Genomic DNA, 17,565 nt, shown 5'->3' on the forward strand with positions numbered 1-17,565 from the left:
CGCCGTCGCAGGCCTTTTCGGGGAGCCGCGCACAGGCAGACAGTCGACCGGCATTGCCGCACTTCACGCGTTACGCGGCCATTAGCCTGGAGAAGCACTATGAATCTGAAGATCAGTGGACACCATCTCGAAGTAACGCCAGCGTTGCGAGAATACGTGATCACCAAACTGGACAGGGTGCTAAGACATTTCGATCAGGTAATCGATGGCAATGTGGTCCTCTCGGTCGACAACCATAAGGAAAAGGATAAGAGACAGAAGGTCGAAGTGAACCTTCATCTGAAAGGCAAGGACATATTTGTGGAGAGCGCGAACGGCGACATGTACGCCGCCATCGATCTCGTGGTCGACAAGCTCGACCGCCAGGTCGTACGTCACAAGGACCGCGTGCAGGGACATCAACATGAGGCGATCAAGCACCAGCCTGCGCCCATCATCGAAATCCCGCCGCAGTGATCCCACAATGTCGTCTGTGGCGATTCACGCCATGAACCGGGGCTGGAGTCGATAGTTGATCCTCCGCCCCTCGAAGCGAAGCCGCCCGAACCGGGCGGCTTTTTCGTGAGCAGGTCCAATGCAGGGTTTTACCGCTGGGTGCAACCGGGCAACGAGGGTTGCGCTCATGCGTGGCGCATCGCACCATCGGGGTGGACGCTTGTTCTATAATGGTCCAGTCGTATTACGGGGTCTAACGCGCCAACAGGTCCCCACGGTCCCGGTACCGGGCTTCGTCGCCAGATCCAAAGCTTCCGCCAAAGCGGTCAGCTGTCGGGGTGTGGAGCATTCAGGCCACGTTTTCGCCTGCCAACATGAATCGTTTAGCCAAAATACTTCCCATCGAGAACGTCGTCGTCGGCCTGTCCGTCACCAGCAAGAAACGCGTCTTCGAACAGGCTGGCCTGATCTTCGAAAACCAGAACGGCATCGCCCGCAGCACGGTTACCGATAATCTTTTCGCGCGCGAGCGTCTCGGCTCCACGGGCCTCGGCGAAGGCGTCGCGATCCCGCACGGCCGCATCAAGGGCCTGAAGCAGCCGCAGGCCGCCTTCGTGCGCCTCGCCGAGCCAATCGCCTTCGAAGCGCCGGACGGTCAGCCCGTCTCGCTCCTGATCTTCCTGCTCGTGCCCGAACAGGCGACGCAGCAGCATCTTGAAATCCTGTCCGAGATCGCACAACTGCTGTCGGATCGCGAAACGCGTGAGCGGCTCCATACGGAAGAAGACCGCGAAACGTTGCATCGCCTGCTCACCCAGTGGCAACCTTGATGTAACGTGCGGCGTCTTGCGGAGCCCGGTCGCGCGAAGCACGGCCCAACAGCGCGCTCGACGCTCGTTGCGGAGGGTGAAGCGCGGGGCGCCGGCAACCGTTAATCATCCAGGTCGCGTGGTTTATTTAGCCAGCAATTCAGTCAGTCGTTAAGCGAGTCATCTCGCGGAGTCACCGACTCATGGACACTTCCAGCATCAACGCCCAAAGCATCTTCGACGACAACGCCACCACGCTGAAACTCAGCTGGCTGACGGGGCACGAAGGCTGGGAACGCGGCTTTTCGACCGAGACGGTGGCCACGGCCACGGCGAGCGCGGACCTCGTCGGCCACCTGAACCTGATCCACCCGAACCGCATCCAGGTGCTCGGCGACGCCGAAATCCACTACTACCAGCGCCAGACCGACGAAGACCGCTCGCGCCACATGGCCGAGCTGATCGCGCTCGAACCGCCGTTCCTCGTGGTTGCCGACGGCATGACCGCGCCCCCCGAACTGGTGCTGCGTTGTACGCGTTCTTCCACGCCGCTCTTCACCACGCCGATGTCGGCCGCCACCGTCATCGACAGCCTGCGCCTCTACATGTCGCGCATTCTCGCGCCGCGCGCGACGCTGCACGGCGTGTTTCTCGACATTCTCGGCATGGGCGTGCTGCTCACGGGCGACTCGGGTCTCGGCAAGAGCGAGCTCGGTCTGGAGCTGATCAGCCGCGGCCATGGCCTCGTGGCCGACGATGCCGTGGATTTCGTGCGCCTCGGCCCCGATTTCGTCGAGGGTCGCTGCCCGCCGCTCTTGCAGAACCTGCTAGAAGTGCGCGGCCTCGGCCTGCTCGACATCAAGACGATCTTCGGTGAAACGGCCGTGCGCCGGAAGATGAAGCTCAAGCTCATCGTGCAGCTCGTGCGACGCCCGGACGGCGAGTTCCAGCGTCTGCCGCTGGAGAGCCAGACCGTCGACGTGCTCGGCCTGCCCATCAGCAAGGTCACGATCCAGGTGGCCGCGGGCCGCAACCTCGCCGTGCTGGTCGAGGCCGCCGTGCGCAACACGATCCTGCAGTTGCGCGGCATCGACACCCTGCGCGACTTCATGGACCGCCAGCGTCTCGCCATGCAGGACCCCGACAGCCAGTTTCCCGGCAAGCTGATCTGACGCCCGAAGCGGCGCGGCCGGCGAGGCGCGGCCGGCGAGGCGCGCGCAGCACGGCGCGCGCGCCTTCGAAACGAGCGCCTGCGGCCCGGAGAGCCAGTACAGGCGCGCGGCCCGGATGCTATGATGACCCAAACGGGTTCATCGACTCTCCCATGCGTATCATCCTGATCACCGGCATTTCGGGCTCCGGCAAGTCAGTGGCGCTCAATGCGCTCGAAGACGTCGGCTACTATTGCGTCGACAATCTGCCGCCGCGCTTTCTACCGCAACTCGCCCAATATCTCAGCGACGACGGCTACGAACGCCTCGCCGTCGCGATCGATGCGCGCTCGAGTTCGTCGTTCGACGACATGCCGGAGATGATCCGCGACCTGGCGCTTCGCCACGACGTGCGCGTGCTCTTTCTCAATGCGAGCACGCAGTCGCTCATCCAGCGCTTCTCGGAAACGCGGCGCCGCCATCCCCTTTCGGGCTCCGCCGCGCACGACGCAAACGTTGGCATGCTCAAGTCGCTCGAAGAAGCGATCGAGCACGAGCGCGAACTCGTTTCGAACCTCGCCGAATTCGGCCATCAGGTCGACACGAGCAATCTCAGCGCCAATGCGCTGCGCCAGTGGGTGAAGGTGTTCGTCGAAGGCGAGCGCGGCTCGCTCATGCTCACCTTCGAATCGTTCGGCTTCAAGCGCGGGGTGCCGCTCGACGCAGACCTCGTGTTCGACGTGCGCACGCTGCCGAACCCGCATTACGACGCCCGCCTGCGGCCGCTCACCGGGCTCGATCAGCCTGTCATCGACTTTCTGGATGCGCAGCCGGCCGTCCATGCAATGATCGACGATGTCTACGCGTTCGTCGCGAAGTGGCTGCCGCATTTTCGTGCCGACAACCGCAGCTATCTCACCGTTGCGATTGGCTGCACGGGCGGACAGCATCGATCGGTGTACATCGCCCAGACACTCGCCACGCGCTTTGCCGGCGAGTCGAACGTTATCGTGCGTCACCGCGACGCGCCTCTCGATGTCGGAGAGTCGTCACGGCTGATCGCCTAACCGGCTGCGCATCGCGCGGCCCTTAACCGAAAGCGTTGCGCCATGTCCTCGTCTCCTGCCGTGCTTGCCGATTTGCCGTTGTTCCCGCTGCATACGGTGCTGTTTCCGGGCGGCCTGCTGCCGCTCAAGATCTTCGAAGCGCGATACCTGGACATGGCGAGCGAGTGCCTGCGCGAGCACACGCCGTTCGGCGTGTGCCTGCTCAAAAGCGGCGCGGAAGTCGCCCAGCCCGACGAGACGACTGCCGTACCCGAATCCGTCGGCTGCCTCGCGCTCATCGAGCAATGCGATGTCGAGACCGTCGGCATGCTGCACATCCGGGCTCACGGCACGCAGCGCTTTCACCTGCTCTCGCATCGCGTGGAAGCCGACGGCCTGCTCGTAGGCATGGCCGAGCTGATCCCCGAAGACATTCCGCTGGAAGGCGGCAAACAGCTCGCGCAATTCGGCGCGTGTGCGGAAGTGCTCGAGCGCATCATCGCGACGATCCGCGAGCGCGACCCCGCGAGCCTGCCGTTCGCCGAGCCGTTCCGCTTCGACGATCCCTCGTGGGTATCGAACCGTCTGGCCGAGGTGCTGCCGATCGCGCTGCGCGCGCGTCAGAAGCTCATGGAGTTGAACGACGCGGGCGCACGTATCGAAATCGTGCATCACTACATGCAGCAGCATCAGCTGCTTTGATGCAGCGTTGATGCCGCTTGCCCGCCGACTCAGATCAGCGGTCCACGCAAACCGTCGAGCAGCTTGCGCACCGGCGCGGGCACGCCATACGCGTCGATCTTGCCGAGCGGCACCCATGCAGTCTGCCCATCGTTGGCTTCGGGCGGCGCGGCATTGGGCTTGAGTTCGATCACGCGCGGCTCGATGTCGAGCTTGAAGTGCGTGAACGTATGCGTGAGCGGCATGAGCGCGGAGCTCGACGCCGCGCCCTCCCGCGTCACGCCGAAGTCTCGCGCGCGCTCGGCGAGCGCGGGTTCGTCCGCGGCTTCGGGCAAGCTCCACAATCCGCCCCAGATGCCCGACGGCGGGCGCTTCTCCAGCATGACGGCATCGCCGTCGAGCAGCACGAGCATCCACGTGCGCCGCGTAGGCACGGCCTTCTTCGGGCGCGCGGCGGGCAGTGAGCGCTGACGTCCCGTCGTCTTCGCCACGCAGTCGTCGGAGAACGGGCAGCGCTCGCAGTCGGGCTTGCCGCGCCCGCACAGCGTCGCGCCAAGATCCATCAAGCCTTGCGTGTATGCGCTCACGTCGGCGTCGCTCGCTTCGGGACCCGGCACGAGCGTTTCGGCGAGCGTCCACATCGCGTTCTCGATGCGCTTTTCGCCAGGAAAGCCTTCCACGCCGAACACGCGCGCGAGCACGCGTTTCACGTTGCCGTCGAGAATCGTCTCGCGCGCGCCGAACGCGAACGACGCGATCGCCGCCGCCGTCGAACGGCCGATACCGGGCAACTCCGCGAGCGCCTCGACCGTCGAAGGAAACTTGCCGCCGCAGGTATCGGCCACGACCTGCGCGCAGCGGTGCAGATTGCGCGCGCGCGAGTAATAGCCGAGGCCGGCCCAGAGCGCCATCACGTCGTCGTCGGGCGCGGCGGCGAGCGCCTCGACCGTGGGAAAGCGCTCGAGAAAACGCGCGTAGTACGGAATCACGGTCGAGACCTGGGTCTGCTGCAGCATGATTTCCGAGAGCCAGATGCGGTACGGGTCGCGCGTGTTCTGCCACGGCAGGTCGTGACGGCCATGCTCGCGCTGCCACGCGATCAGGCGCGGCGCGAAACCGGTGAGCAGCTCGGCGGGATACGCGCCAGCCGGCAGCGGCGCGGAAGTGGGCGAAGTTCGGTACATGGATAAGCCTGGCGCTCAACGCTGGCAGCGCGGACAGAAATAAGTGGAACGCTGGCCCTGCACGATCTGTTTGATCGGCGTGCCGCACACGCGGCAGGGTTGGCCTGCGCGGTCATAAACGAAATATTCGAGCTGGAAATAGCCGCTTTCGCCGTTACTGCCGACGAAGTCGCGCAGCGTGCTGCCGCCCTTCTCGATGGCCGAGGCGAGCACGGCGCGCACGGCATCCGCGAGCAGTTCGTAACGCGCGAGCGAGACGCGGCCCGCCGGTGTCGTCGGCCGGATGCCGGCGCGAAACAAGCTCTCCGAAGCGTAGATATTGCCAACGCCCACCACGATATCGCCCGCGAGAAGCGCCTGCTTGACGGCGACCTTGCGGCCGCGGGTCTCGCGAAAGAGCAGCGCGCCGTCGAAGGCCGGCGCGAACGGCTCGATGCCGAGCCCCGCCAGCAGCGGATGGCCGAGCACGTCGCCGGCCTCGCGCGGGTGCCAGAGCACGGCGCCGAAACGGCGCGGGTCGCGAAAGCGCAGCGTGAAGTCGTCGAAGAACCAGTCGACGTGATCGTGCTTCTGCGCGGCAGGCGGCTTCGGCAGATTGCGCAGCACGCGCAGCGTGCCGGTCATGCCGAGGTGCACGATGAACCAGCCCTCGTCGACCTCGAACAGCAAATATTTGCCGCGCCGGCCGACCGAACGTATCGTGCGGCCGCGCAGCGTACGGGCGAGCGTGGCAGGCACGGGCCAGCGCAATGCGGGGTTGCGCACCTCCACACGCTCGACGCGGCGGCCCGCGACCCACGGTTCGATCCCCCTTCGGGTAACCTCGACTTCTGGCAACTCTGGCATGTCTGGCGGCCTGGTTCGGATGCTGGTCCGGGTTGGTCTGCAACTTGCGTAACGTGTGTGCGCGTTGTGCGCGTATTGTAGCCAGCGCGTTACAATCGACCGAAACATTCGACGGAATTCCATGGAACTGTCTTTCGTTAAGCTGTTCGCGAAGCGTCCCGCGACGCCGCGCGTGCCTGCCGCCTTCGCGCGCCGCCTCGTCGGCGCCGCGGTTCTCGCCGCCTGGGCGTTGACCACGTCGAGCGCGTATGCGCAGGATCCGTCCCCCGACACGGACGACACTTCCGTCACCATGCCGGACGCTTTCGGCCCCGCCTCGCCTGACGAGAAGAAGGACCTGCCGGGCGTTGCGCTGTCGAGCCAGATCGTCTTCCAGGTGCTCGCCGCGGAAATCGCGCTGCAGCGCGACCAGCCTGCCCCCGCCTTTCAAACGTATCTCGCGCTCGCGCGCGACACGCACGACCCGCGCATGGCGCAGCGCGCGACCGAAATCGCGCTCGCGGCGCAAAGCCCGTCCGACGCCTTGACCGCGGTCCAGCTCTGGCAGCAGTACGCGCCCGACTCCGAACGCGCGGCGCAACTCGACGCTTCGCTGCTCGTGCTCGCCGGCAAGCCCGACGACGCCCAGCCGCTGCTCGCGCGCGAACTGGCGAAAGTACCCGCCGACAGCCGCGGCCAGGCCATCCTCTCGCTGCAGCTTCTGCTTTCGCGCGGCCCCAATCGCGTGGGCGGCCTGAATGTGCTCAAAGCGCTGCTCAAGGACGACCTGAACCGTCCCGAGGCACAGCTCGCGATCGGCCGCCAGCAACTGCTCGCCGACGACGTGCCCGGCGCGCGCAAGTCGTTCGAACAGGCGCTCACGCTCAAGCCCGACTACCTTCCCGCTGCGCTGATGCTCGCCCAGATGGGGCCGGAGGAGCGCGCCGAAGGCATTGCGTCGATCGAAAAGTACGTCCAGCAGAACCCGAAGTCGCGCGAAGGCCGTCTCGCGCTCGCACAGACCTATCTCGCCGCCGACCGCCTCGACGACGCGCAGAAGCAGTTCGAGATCCTGCACAAGGACAACTCGAACGACCTGATGCCGCTCATGGCGCTCGCGCTCATCAGCGTGCAGCAAAAGAAGTTCGACGCGGCACAGAAGTATCTGACGCAATACGCACAGATTGCCGAGAAGAATCCGGCCGCCGACCCCGGTCAGGCCTATATCTATCTCGCGCAACTGTCGGTCGAGCAGAAGGACGACGCCGGCGCGCAAAAGTGGCTCGACAAGATCCAGCCGAACAGCCAGCAGTACGTGCCGGCCCAGATCACGCGCGCGCAGATCCTGGACAAGGAAGGCAAAACCGACGACGCGCGCCGTCAGCTCGCGAGCATTCAGGCCGACGATCCGCGCGACCAGGCGCTGATCGCGCGCACCGACGCCGCGATCCTGTTCGACGCGAAGCGCTACCCGGAGGCCGAGGCACGCCTTGCGAAGGCGACCTCCGACTTCCCGGACGACCCGGACCTCACCTATGACTACGCCATGGCTGCGGAAAAGACCGGCCAATATGACGTCATGGAAGCGCAGCTGCGCAAGCTGATCAAGACGCAGCCCGACAATCCGCAGGCCTACAACGCCCTCGGATACTCGCTCGCGGACCGCAATCAGCGCCTGCAGGAAGCCGACAAGCTGGTGGAAAAAGCCTCGTCGCTCGCACCGGACGACGCGTTCATCATGGACAGCGTGGGCTGGGTGAAATACCGCCTGGGCGACAATGCCGACGCGATCAAGCTCCTGCGCAAGGCCTACAGTCTCCAGCCGAACGCGGAAATTGGCGCGCACCTTGGCGAAGTGCTCTGGAAAAACGGCGACCAGGACGGCGCGCGCGCCGCGTGGCGCGAGGCCCGCAAGCTCGAACCCGACAACGACACGCTCCTGAAGACGCTCAAGCGCCTCCAGGTCAACGATCTCTGATGGCAGATTTTTTCACTTCGTTTTCCCCCAAGGCCCTCCCCGCTGCGCGCGCCGCCCGCCTCGTACGGCGCGCGTCGCTCAGCGCAGCGGCGGCTGCGCTCCTCGTACTCGCGGGCTGCGCGACGCAACCGCCGCGCGAGCCGTCCACCTCGAACGCCACGACCTCGCTCACTACGCAGACGAACCGCGCCTATCATGGCCGCTTCGCCGTGCAGTACGTCGACCAGAACGGCCAGCAGCGCAATGCATACGGCAACTTCGACTGGCACGAGACCGATTCGACGGTGACGCTGCAACTGCTCAATCCGCTCGGCCAGACACTCGCGCTCGTCACCTCCGCACCGTCGCAAGCCACGCTGGAACTGCCTAACCGCCAGCCGCTCACGGCCGACAACGTGAGCACGCTCATGCAGCAGGCGCTCGGCTTCGCGCTGCCCGTGGAAGGGCTGCGCTACTGGCTGCAGCCTTCGGTCGCGCCCACGTCGCACGCGCGCACCACGCCCGACCCGCAGAATCCGCAGCGGCTTTCGCAGATCGAGCAGGACGGCTGGACCATCGATTACGTCGCCTACGCGGACGCGCCGGCCACTGGCGTGAAGCGCGTCAATCTCACGCGTGAAGTCCCGCCGCTCCAGATCAAGCTCGTGCTTGACCAGTAAGCGGGCCGCGGACTGTTCAACTCCCGCCTCTCATCGGCAATATCCGGCCGGCAGGCGCCGGCCGGAATCCAGGGCATCGCCCCAAGAGCATCATGATCGAAACCCAGGACTCGCTGCGCGACTGCCTAGCGCCCGCGAAACTCAATCTCTTCCTGCACATCACGGGCCGCCGTCCCAATGGCTATCACGATCTGCAGACCGTGTTCCAGTTGCTCGACTGGGGCGACACGCTGCATTTCACGCGCCGCCACGACGGCCGTATCACGCGCACCGTGGAAGTGGAAGGCGTGCCGGCCGAGCACGACCTCACCGTGCGTGCCGCGACGCTGCTCAAGCAACATACGGGCACGAGCGAGGGCGTCGAGATCGATATCGAAAAGCGTCTGCCGATGGGCGCGGGTCTCGGCGGCGGCAGCTCCGACGCAGCCACGACGCTGCTCGCGCTCAACCGCCTCTGGAAGCTCCACCTGCAGCGCGAGGAATTGCAGGCGCTCGCGCTCAAGCTGGGCGCGGATGTGCCCTTCTTCGTGTTCGGAAAAAATGCGTTCGCGGAGGGTGTTGGCGAAGCCCTCGAGGCTGTACAATTGCCCCCGCGTCATTTTTTGGTCGTGACGCCGCGGGTTCATGTTCCGACTGCCGAGATTTTTTCGGAAAGGTCATTGACAAGGGACACAAAGACCTGCAAAATAGCAGTCTTTCTTGCACAGCAAGCAGCGCTAATCGGATGGCCAGACAGCTTCGGTCATAACGATATGCAGGCGGTTGTCGCAGGAAAATACACGGAAGTAGCGCAGGTGCTTCGATGGTTCGAGGGTGTCTCGAACAGCATCGCACCCGCGCGGATGACCGGATCGGGTGCCAGCGTTTTTGCAGCATTCGCCAGTCGGTACGAAGCAGAATCGGCACAAGCCAGACTGCTTGCGGAACAACCGGACTGGAGGAGCGCGGTAGCCTCGAGTCTGGATACGCATCCACTCTTCGCTTTCGCGGCATAGTTTTGCGTGGTTGATCGACCTACCGGTCAGCCAGGCTCAAAGTTGAGTGTAGGGGAGTCGCCAAGTTGGTTAAGGCACCGGATTTTGATTCCGGCATGCGAGGGTTCGAGTCCTTCCTCCCCTGCCAAAAATTCAAGGCAGTTCGCTCTGTGGGTTACCCAGGGCAGTTCGCCCAAGTAGTTCCTCTCGCCCCCTCAAAGTCCGCAGCAGGTGCATGATGAGCAGCCATGACGGCCTGATGGTTTTTACTGGCAACGCAAATCCCGCGCTTGCCCAGGAAGTCGTCAAGATCCTCGGTATTCCCCTCGGCAAGGCTATGGTTAGCCGCTTTTCCGACGGTGAAATCCAGGTCGAAATCCAGGAAAACGTGCGCGGCAAGGACGTCTTCGTCCTTCAGTCGACTTGCGCGCCGACCAACGACAACCTGATGGAACTGATGATCATGGTCGATGCGCTCAAGCGCGCATCCGCAGGCCGGATCACCGCAGCCATTCCCTATTTCGGCTATGCCCGTCAAGACCGCCGCCCCCGTTCGGCGCGCGTCGCCATCTCGGCGAAGGTCGTGGCGAACATGCTGGAAATCGCCGGCGTCGAGCGGATCATCACGATGGATCTGCACGCCGACCAGATTCAGGGCTTCTTCGATATTCCCGTCGACAACATCTACGCCACGCCCGTGCTGCTCGGCGATCTGCGCAAGCAGAATTACGAGAACCTGCTGGTCGTTTCGCCGGACGTCGGCGGCGTGGTGCGCGCCCGCGCGCTCGCCAAGCAGCTGAACTGCGATCTCGCCATCATCGACAAGCGTCGTCCGAAGGCGAACGTCGCCGAAGTGATGAACATCATCGGTGAAGTCGAAGGCCGCACCTGCGTGATCATGGACGACATGGTCGACACCGCCGGCACGCTCTGCAAGGCAGCGCAAGTGCTGAAGGAACGCGGCGCGAAGAAGGTTTTCGCTTACGCCACGCACCCGGTTCTCTCGGGTGGCGCGGGCGAGCGTATCGCCGGCTCGGCTCTGGACGAACTCGTCGTAACCGACACGATTCCACTGGGCGCCGAAGCGCGTTCGTGCCCGAAGATCCGCTCGCTCACGAGCGCAGGACTTCTCGCCGAAACGTTCTCGCGGATCCGTCGCGGCGACTCGGTCATGTCGCTCTTCGCGGAAAGCTGACAAGAATTGACGCGCAAGGCGCGGTGTTCGCAAGGACGCCGCGCTTTTGCACGTAATCGGCGCGAACGGACGATGGTTCGCGCTGCATCGCCGGGGGCCCGAAGGCGGGCATTCTGCTGAAAAGGCCCCGTTTTACTGCCTGGTCGCGGGCAGTGCATTGGAGAATCAAATGAAAGTCATCGCTTTCGAGCGTAACCTGCAAGGTACGGGTGCGAGCCGCCGCCTGCGCAATGCCGGCAAGACCCCTGGCATCGTGTACGGTGTCGGCGCCGAGCCGCAACTGATCGAAATCGATCACAACGCGCTGTGGCACGCCCTCAAGAAGGAAGCCTTCCACTCGTCGATCCTCGACCTCGAAGTGGCCGGCAAGTCGCAGCAAGTGCTGCTGCGCGACGTGCAATATCACCCGTTCCGTCAGCTCGTGCTGCACGTGGACTTCCAGCGCGTGGATCCGAGCAAGAAGATCCACACGAAGGTGCCCCTGCACTTCATGAACCAGGAAACCAACCCGGCTGTGAAGCTGGGCGGCGCGATCATCTCGCACGTTCTGGCTGAAATCGAAGTCCAGTGCCTGCCGGGCCAACTGCCGGAATTCCTCGAAGTCGACCTCGCCAGGATCGAAGCTGGCCAGTCGCTGCACGCCAAGGACATCACGCTGCCCGCCGGCGTGACGCTCGTCCCGCACGTGGAAGCGGAAAACCCGGTCGTTGCGTCGGCACCCGTGCCGGCTGGCGCCCAGGCGGCAGCCGAAGGCGAAGAAGCACCGGCTGCTGAGTAAGCGCAGCGGCTTCAACGAGCCGATCCTCTCGATCCGTTTCCCTGAAACGGACGACGTGACCCGCCGCGGTTCGCCCCGGCGGGTTTTTTTTCGCACTTTTTCGTACACTTGCGGGTCAGTTCATCGGTTTACGCAAGCGGAACACCACAATGATCAGGTTGATCGTCGGGCTCGGCAATCCGGGCGCCGAATACACGGCGACGCGCCACAACGCGGGCTTCTGGCTCGTGGACCAGCTCGCGCGCGAAGCCGGCACGACGCTGCGCGACGAGCGGCGCTTCCACGGCCACTATGCAAAGGCGCGCCTCTACGGCGAGGAAGTGCATCTGCTCGAACCGCAGACCTATATGAACCGCTCGGGGCAATCGGTCGTCGCACTCGCGGCCTTCTTCAAGATCCTGCCCGATGAGATCCTCGTCGCGCACGACGAGCTCGATCTGCCGCCCGGCACCATCAAGCTCAAGCTCGGCGGCGGCAGTGGCGGCCACAACGGTTTGAAGGACATCTCCGCGCATTTGTCGACGCAGCAGTACTGGCGGCTGCGCATCGGCATCGGCCATCCGCGCGACCTGATTCCCGAGGGCGCGCGCGCCGGTGCGAAGCCCGACGTCGCGAACTTCGTGCTCAAGCCGCCGCGCCGCGAGGAGCAGGAGGCGATCGACGCCTCGATCGAACGCGCGCTCGCGGTGATGCCGACGTTCGTGAAGGGCGAGGCCGAACGTGCGGTGATGCAGCTGCATCGCAATGGTTGAAACAAGGAGAGCGTCTTGAGTCGTTACTGGAGTGACATCGTCAACCGCCTCGTGCCCTATGTGCCGGGCGAACAGCCCGCGCTCGCGAAGCCGGTCAAGCTCAACACCAACGAGAATCCGTATGCGCCCTCCCCGCGCGTGCTCGAGGCGATCCGCCACGAGCTGGGCGAGACGGGCGAGTCGCTGCGCCGCTATCCCGACCCCGTCGCGAAGCGTCTGCGCGCGGCCGTGGCTGCGCATCACGGCATCCGCGCGGAGCAGGTGTTCGTCGGCAACGGCTCGGACGAGGTGCTCGCTCACGCGTTCCATGCGTTGCTCAAGCACGACAAGCCGATCCTCTTTCCCGACATTACCTACAGCTTCTACCCGACCTACGCGCGGCTCTACGAAGTCGAGTACCGCACTGTGCCCCTCACCGGGCAGTTCACGATTCGCGTCGACGATTACCGCCAGCCCAATGGCGGCGTGATCTTCCCGAATCCGAATGCGCCCACGGGCCACGCGCTGCCGCTCGCGGAAATCGAGCGGCTCGTCGCGGCGAACATGGAATCCGTGGTGGTGATCGACGAAGCGTATGTGGATTTCGGCGCCGAATCGGCGATCGCGCTGATCGACCGCTATCCGAACCTGCTGGTCGTGCACACGACCTCGAAATCGCGCTCGCTCGCCGGTATGCGCGTGGGCTTTGCGTTCGGCCACCCCGATCTCATCGACGCGCTCAACCGCGTCAAGGACAGCTTCAACTCGTACCCGCTCGACCGCCTCGCGCAAGCCGCCGCGACCGCCGCTTACGAAGACGGCGAGTGGCTCAGGACCACCAGCGAGCGCGTGATTGCGAGCCGCGAGCGCCTGACGGCCGCGCTCACGGCGCTTGGCTTCGACGTGGTGCCTTCGGCGGCGAACTTCGTGTTTGCGAAGCATCCCGCGCACGACGCGGCAGCCATTGCGGCCGGATTGCGCGAAAAAGAGATCTTCGTGCGCCATTTCAACGCGCCGCGCGTGAACCAGCATCTGCGCATTTCGATCGGCACCGATGCCGAGTGCGACACGCTTGTCGATGCGTTGAAGGCGATCCTCGCGTAAGAAGACGGCAAGATGGAATAAAAAACGCGCCAGTTGGCGCGTTTTTTTATTTCCGAAGGATCCAGCGGTTCAGGCGTTGTTCTTCGCCGCCGTCAGCGCGTGATACTTCTGCATCAATTGCTCGGGGGACTCGACGTGCTCCGGGTCCTTGGGAATGCATTCCACCGGGCACACCTGGATGCACTGCGGCTCATCGAAATGGCCGACACATTCGGTGCACTTGTTCGGGTCGATCACGTAGATTTCCGGGCCCATCGAGATCGCGTCGTTCGGGCACTCGGGCTCGCACACGTCGCAATTGATGCACTCGTCGGTAATCATCAGGGCCATGCTGTTCTCACTTCCTGCCGGCGCGAAGGCCGGCTCATACGTTGCTGAGCCTCATAGTTTACGCTGCTTTCGCCGCGCCTTCACACGTTCGTAACCGGGCCGCCCATCGAGGTGACCTTGTCCTGCAGGCGCTTCTCCACGGACGGAAACACGAACTTGCTCACATCGCCGCCCAATTGGGCAATTTCGCGCACGATGGTGCCCGAAATGAACTGATACTGGTCCGAAGGCGTCATGAACATCGTCTCGACGTCGGGCAGCAGGTAGCGGTTCATGCCGGCCATCTGAAATTCGTACTCGAAGTCCGACACGGCGCGCAGGCCCCGCACGATCACGCGTGCGTTGTTGGTGCGCACGAAGTCTTTCAGCAGCCCCTTGAAGCTCATGACCTGCACGTTCGGATAGTGGCCGAGCACCTCGTGGGCAATCTCGAGCCGCTCGGTGAGCGAGAAGAAAGGCTTCTTGTTGCGGCTGTCCGCAACGCCGACTACCAGCGTGTCGAAAATGCTCGACGCGCGCCGCACGAGATCTTCGTGGCCGCGCGTGAGCGGATCGAAGGTACCGGGGTACACGGCGACTACCATGAGGCTTCTCCTCTCAACGGAAATGGGGCGCAATGCAGTCCCGTGGCGACGCATGCACACGTGCGTGCGTGACGGCCAGGCCGCCCGCCGCTTCTTATCGAACGCGCATTATTCCTCATTTTCGCGCTGCAGCAAATGATAGTGAACCGCACCCGCCCGGCCCTCGCGCACCACGCTCCAGCCTGCCAGCGCGGGCCGCGCGGCCGGATCGACGGGCTCGCCCGACTCCACGTAAAGCCGGCCGTCCCGGGCGACGAGCGGCGCGGCCAGTTCGAGCGAACGCTCGAGCAACGCAGTGTCGCCGAACGGGGGATCGAGGAACACCACATCGAACGAGCCTGGCGCGAGATTGGCCGCGAGGCGCAGTGCATCGGCTTCCGCGATTTCGACCATGCGTGCGCCAAGGCGCGCCTGGTTCGCGCGCAGCTGCGCGGCCGCGCGCGCGCTGCGCTCCACCATCACGACGCGCGCGGCGCCGCGCGAGGCCGCCTCGAAGCCGAGACCGCCGCTGCCCGCGAAGAGGTCGAGGCAGCGCAGGCCGTCGAGACGCTGGCCGAGCCAGTTGAAGAGCGTTTCGCGCACGCGGTCTGGGGTCGGGCGCAGACCGTCGAGGTCGAGCACCGGCAGCGGCGTGCGCTTCCAGTCGCCGCCAATGATGCGGATCGTGTGTGCGCCGCCACCGCTGCGTGCGCGCGGATCGGACTGATGGGCGCGGCCGCCTTGGCCACGTGAAGGTGAGGAACGGGTCATGCGTTGGGTCGTACGGCTGCGTGCATTTGACCGTCGGCAGTCAACTTGCCGGCGGAACTCGACTGGGGAACTCGACGCTTTCGCATCGCGCCCCTCCAATGCGCGCACGTTACCACAGGGGCGCGCAGGTGCCTCGCGCGCGCCGCCACGCCCCTACGGCGATGCCGCAGCGACTCCAGGGGGCGCGCCTGATAAAATGCCATGTTTTCCGCGCGTTACCGCTTCCCATGCTGTCGTTGACCGCCCCTCGGTCCGACCCGCAGCGCGCCTGACCCACCCCAGACCATGTTCAGTTTCTTCAAACGATTCCGCGGCTCGAAGGACGCCGAGAACGCGCCGGCCGAGAACGCGCAGAACGAAGCCACCCTCGAGGCGCCCGACGAGGCCGTTGAAGCGCCCGCCGGCGCGGCGCACGAACCGTCGCCTGCGTCACCCGCGCCGTCCGCTCCACTGGCCGCGACTGCACCGGTCAAGCCGCAGCAGGCCGACGCCGCCAACAGCGACGACGAACCGGAAGCCGTCGAAATCGTCCCGCCGCCGGCGCTCGAGCCCGCCGCAAAGCAGTCGTGGCTCAAGCGTCTGAGGTCGGGGCTTTCGAAAACCGGCTCGAACATCCAGAGCATCTTCGTCAATGCAAAGATCGACGACGACCTCTACGAAGAGCTCGAAACCGCGCTGCTGATGTCGGATGCGGGCGTCGACGCGACCGAATATCTGCTCGAAACGCTGCGCCAGAAGGTGCGCGCCGAGCGCCTGACCGACGCGCAGCAGGTCAAGAACGCCCTGCGCGAGCTGCTCATCGGCCTGCTCAAGCCGCTCGAGAAGTCGCTCATGCTCGGCCGTGCGCAGCCGCTCGTGATGATGATCGCCGGCGTGAATGGCGCGGGCAAGACCACGAGCATCGGCAAGCTCGCCAAGCATCTGCAAAGCTTCGACCAAAGCGTGCTGCTCGCCGCCGGCGACACGTTCCGCGCCGCCGCGCGCGAACAGCTCGCCATCTGGGGTCAGCGCAACAACGTGACGGTCGTCCAGCAGGAAAGCGGCGACCCGGCAGCGGTGATCTTCGACGCCGTGAGCGCCGCGCGCGCGCGCCGTATCGACGTGGTGATGGCCGACACCGCGGGCCGCCTGCCCACGCAATTGCACCTGATGGACGAGTTGAAGAAGGTCAAGCGCGTGATCGGCAAGGCGTTCGACGGCGCGCCGCACGAGGTGCTGCTCGTGATCGACGCGAACACGGGCCAGAACGCGCTCGCGCAAGTCAAGGCCTTCGACGACGCGCTCGGCCTCACCGGCCTGATCGTCACGAAGCTCGACGGCACCGCCAAGGGCGGCATTCTCGCCGCCATCGCGCGGCAGCGCCCGATTCCCGTCTATTTCATCGGTGTCGGTGAAAAGGTCGAAGATCTGCAGCCGTTCGTGGCCGAAGAATTCGCCGACGCGCTGCTCGGCAGCTGAAAGCCAGCTTTTAACAGGACCTGGATGCACGAAGGGCGTCGTTCTCGCGAACGACGCCCTTTTTTCATTGGCGCGGCCGGCGTTGGCCGATCAGACGCTCACTCCGTATCCGGCTGCACGCCCGGTGCGGCGCGCGCGAACGCGTCGAGCGTGAGCGCGTAGTCGTTGATGCGCTGAATGGTCGGATAACGCGACGTGTCGATCTTGAAGCGGTTCGCGTTGTAGACCTGCGGCACGATGCAAAGATCGGCGACGGTCGGCGTGTCGCCGAAAGCGAGCTTGCCGGTGCGCGGATCGCTGGCGAGCCGCTGTTCGAGCGTCGCGAACCCCGTCTCGATCCAGTGGTGATACCACGCGTCTTTCGTCGCGTCGTCCGCGCCCACGGTGTGCTTGAGGTATTTGAGCACGCGCAGGTTGTCCACCGGGTGGATCTCGCAAGCCACCTGCAACGCGAGCGAGCGCACGTGAGCGCGATCGACGGGCGACGTCGGCAGCAGCGGCGGCTCGGGATGCGTCTCTTCCAGATACTCGATGATCGCGAGCGACTGCTGAAGCGTGTGCCCTTCGTCATCGACGAACGACGGCACGATCGCGTCGGGATTCACCTGACGGTAGGCGGGCTTGAGCTGCTCGCCGCCGTCGCGCACGAGGTGGACCGGAACATACTCGTACGACAGGTTCTTCAGATTCAGCGCAATTCGCACCCGATACGACGCCGAACTGCGGAAATAACTGTAAAGCTTCATGCTCCTCTCTTGCTCCTCTTGAATCGTGATGCGGCGCGCGCCGCTCAGACGACCCGCACGGCGAATTCGCCGATCCCCGCCACGCCGCCCGTCATCAGGTCGCCCTTGACCACGGCGCCCACGCCTTCGGGCGTGCCCGTGTAGATC

General features: G+C 64.8%; 19 protein-coding genes, 1 tRNA gene and 1 pseudogene. 14 read left to right on the forward strand and 7 right to left on the reverse strand.

Annotation, left to right across the window (positions count from 1 at the left end):
* Positions 1-99 precede the first annotated feature (99 nt).
* The 5 genes from hpf to BHE01S_RS28890 all read left to right on the forward strand — a co-directional run bounded on the left by hpf (position 100) and on the right by BHE01S_RS28890 (position 4,143).
* On the forward strand, positions 100-456 hold the full coding sequence (gene hpf, locus BHE01S_RS28870) for a ribosome hibernation-promoting factor, HPF/YfiA family (RefSeq protein ID WP_028201861.1): 357 nt from the start codon (positions 100-102) through the stop codon (positions 454-456).
* Positions 457-809: 353 nt separating this feature from the next.
* Positions 810-1,265 (forward strand): PTS IIA-like nitrogen regulatory protein PtsN, encoded by a 456-nt coding sequence (gene ptsN / locus BHE01S_RS28875; protein ID WP_028201860.1) that lies wholly within the window; start codon positions 810-812, stop codon positions 1,263-1,265.
* Positions 1,266-1,447: 182 nt separating this feature from the next.
* A complete protein-coding gene (gene hprK / locus BHE01S_RS28880) occupies positions 1,448-2,416 on the forward strand; it encodes an HPr(Ser) kinase/phosphatase (RefSeq protein WP_028201859.1) in 969 nt (322 codons plus the stop codon).
* Between the two features lie 152 nt (positions 2,417-2,568).
* Positions 2,569-3,462 carry an RNase adapter RapZ gene (gene rapZ, locus BHE01S_RS28885; RefSeq protein ID WP_042269990.1) on the forward strand — a complete coding sequence of 298 codons (894 nt, stop codon included), beginning with the start codon at positions 2,569-2,571 and terminating at the stop codon, positions 3,460-3,462.
* A gap of 42 nt (positions 3,463-3,504) precedes the next feature.
* Positions 3,505-4,143, forward strand: coding sequence for an LON peptidase substrate-binding domain-containing protein (locus BHE01S_RS28890; protein WP_042269992.1), 639 nt, complete (start codon positions 3,505-3,507; stop codon positions 4,141-4,143).
* Between the two features lie 29 nt (positions 4,144-4,172).
* Here BHE01S_RS28890 and mutY read toward each other — a convergent pair whose 3' ends face one another.
* On the reverse strand, positions 4,173-5,306 hold the full coding sequence (mutY, locus tag BHE01S_RS28895; RefSeq protein WP_052406177.1) for an A/G-specific adenine glycosylase: 1,134 nt from the start codon (positions 5,304-5,306) through the stop codon (positions 4,173-4,175).
* A 15-nt stretch (positions 5,307-5,321) separates the two neighbouring features.
* Entirely contained in the window at positions 5,322-6,152 is an 831-nt protein-coding gene (gene mutM, locus BHE01S_RS28900; protein WP_042269994.1) for a bifunctional DNA-formamidopyrimidine glycosylase/DNA-(apurinic or apyrimidinic site) lyase, read from the reverse strand.
* 121 nt (positions 6,153-6,273) lie between these two features.
* On the opposite strand from mutM, the gene BHE01S_RS28905 reads away from it, so the two are divergent.
* From BHE01S_RS28905 to hisC, 8 genes are all read left to right on the forward strand, one after another.
* Positions 6,274-8,109, forward strand: a complete 1,836-nt coding sequence (locus tag BHE01S_RS28905; protein WP_042269996.1) for a tetratricopeptide repeat protein — start codon at positions 6,274-6,276, stop codon at positions 8,107-8,109.
* Positions 8,109-8,768 carry a lipoprotein insertase outer membrane protein LolB gene (lolB, locus tag BHE01S_RS28910; protein WP_042269998.1) on the forward strand — a complete coding sequence of 220 codons (660 nt, stop codon included), beginning with the start codon at positions 8,109-8,111 and terminating at the stop codon, positions 8,766-8,768. Before BHE01S_RS28905 ends, lolB begins: the two co-directional genes overlap by 1 nt.
* 92 nt (positions 8,769-8,860) lie before the next feature.
* Positions 8,861-9,763, forward strand: a complete 903-nt coding sequence (gene ispE, locus BHE01S_RS28915; protein WP_042270001.1) for a 4-(cytidine 5'-diphospho)-2-C-methyl-D-erythritol kinase — start codon at positions 8,861-8,863, stop codon at positions 9,761-9,763.
* Positions 9,764-9,813: 50 nt separating this feature from the next.
* A tRNA-Gln gene (locus tag BHE01S_RS28920) sits at positions 9,814-9,890 on the forward strand.
* A gap of 90 nt (positions 9,891-9,980) precedes the next feature.
* A complete protein-coding gene (locus BHE01S_RS28925; RefSeq protein WP_042270022.1) occupies positions 9,981-10,937 on the forward strand; it encodes a ribose-phosphate pyrophosphokinase in 957 nt (318 codons plus the stop codon).
* Between the two features lie 169 nt (positions 10,938-11,106).
* Positions 11,107-11,715 (forward strand): 50S ribosomal protein L25/general stress protein Ctc, encoded by a 609-nt coding sequence (locus BHE01S_RS28930; protein ID WP_042270004.1) that lies wholly within the window; start codon positions 11,107-11,109, stop codon positions 11,713-11,715.
* Positions 11,716-11,864: 149 nt separating this feature from the next.
* Positions 11,865-12,467: an aminoacyl-tRNA hydrolase gene (pth, locus tag BHE01S_RS28935; RefSeq protein ID WP_042270005.1), complete on the forward strand. Its 603-nt coding sequence runs from the start codon at positions 11,865-11,867 to the stop codon at positions 12,465-12,467.
* A 15-nt stretch (positions 12,468-12,482) separates the two neighbouring features.
* A complete protein-coding gene (hisC, locus tag BHE01S_RS28940; protein WP_042270007.1) occupies positions 12,483-13,550 on the forward strand; it encodes a histidinol-phosphate transaminase in 1,068 nt (355 codons plus the stop codon).
* A gap of 69 nt (positions 13,551-13,619) precedes the next feature.
* Here the strand turns inward: hisC and BHE01S_RS28945 are convergent, their stop codons facing one another.
* The 3 genes from BHE01S_RS28945 to rsmD form a co-directional block, all read right to left on the reverse strand.
* Positions 13,620-13,880: a YfhL family 4Fe-4S dicluster ferredoxin gene (locus tag BHE01S_RS28945; protein ID WP_042270009.1), complete on the reverse strand. Its 261-nt coding sequence runs from the start codon at positions 13,878-13,880 to the stop codon at positions 13,620-13,622.
* An 80-nt stretch (positions 13,881-13,960) separates the two neighbouring features.
* Positions 13,961-14,464: a pantetheine-phosphate adenylyltransferase gene (coaD, locus tag BHE01S_RS28950; protein ID WP_042270011.1), complete on the reverse strand. Its 504-nt coding sequence runs from the start codon at positions 14,462-14,464 to the stop codon at positions 13,961-13,963.
* Between the two features lie 108 nt (positions 14,465-14,572).
* Positions 14,573-15,214, reverse strand: a complete 642-nt coding sequence (rsmD, locus tag BHE01S_RS28955) for a 16S rRNA (guanine(966)-N(2))-methyltransferase RsmD (RefSeq protein WP_042270013.1) — start codon at positions 15,212-15,214, stop codon at positions 14,573-14,575.
* 285 nt (positions 15,215-15,499) lie between these two features.
* Here rsmD and ftsY point away from each other — a divergent pair, with 285 nt between their 5' ends.
* A complete protein-coding gene (ftsY, locus tag BHE01S_RS28960) occupies positions 15,500-16,672 on the forward strand; it encodes a signal recognition particle-docking protein FtsY (protein WP_042270015.1) in 1,173 nt (390 codons plus the stop codon).
* 98 nt (positions 16,673-16,770) lie between these two features.
* Here ftsY and maiA read toward each other — a convergent pair whose 3' ends face one another.
* Complete coding sequence (maiA, locus tag BHE01S_RS28965) at positions 16,771-17,418, reverse strand: maleylacetoacetate isomerase (protein ID WP_042270017.1); 648 nt, start codon at positions 17,416-17,418, stop codon at positions 16,771-16,773.
* Between the two features lie 44 nt (positions 17,419-17,462).
* Positions 17,463-17,565 (reverse strand): annotated as a pseudogene (locus tag BHE01S_RS37245) (fumarylacetoacetate hydrolase family protein); the annotation flags it as partial.

The sequence above is a fragment of the Paraburkholderia heleia NBRC 101817 genome, assembly GCF_000739775.1.
GTDB classification, from domain to species: domain Bacteria; phylum Pseudomonadota; class Gammaproteobacteria; order Burkholderiales; family Burkholderiaceae; genus Paraburkholderia; species Paraburkholderia heleia.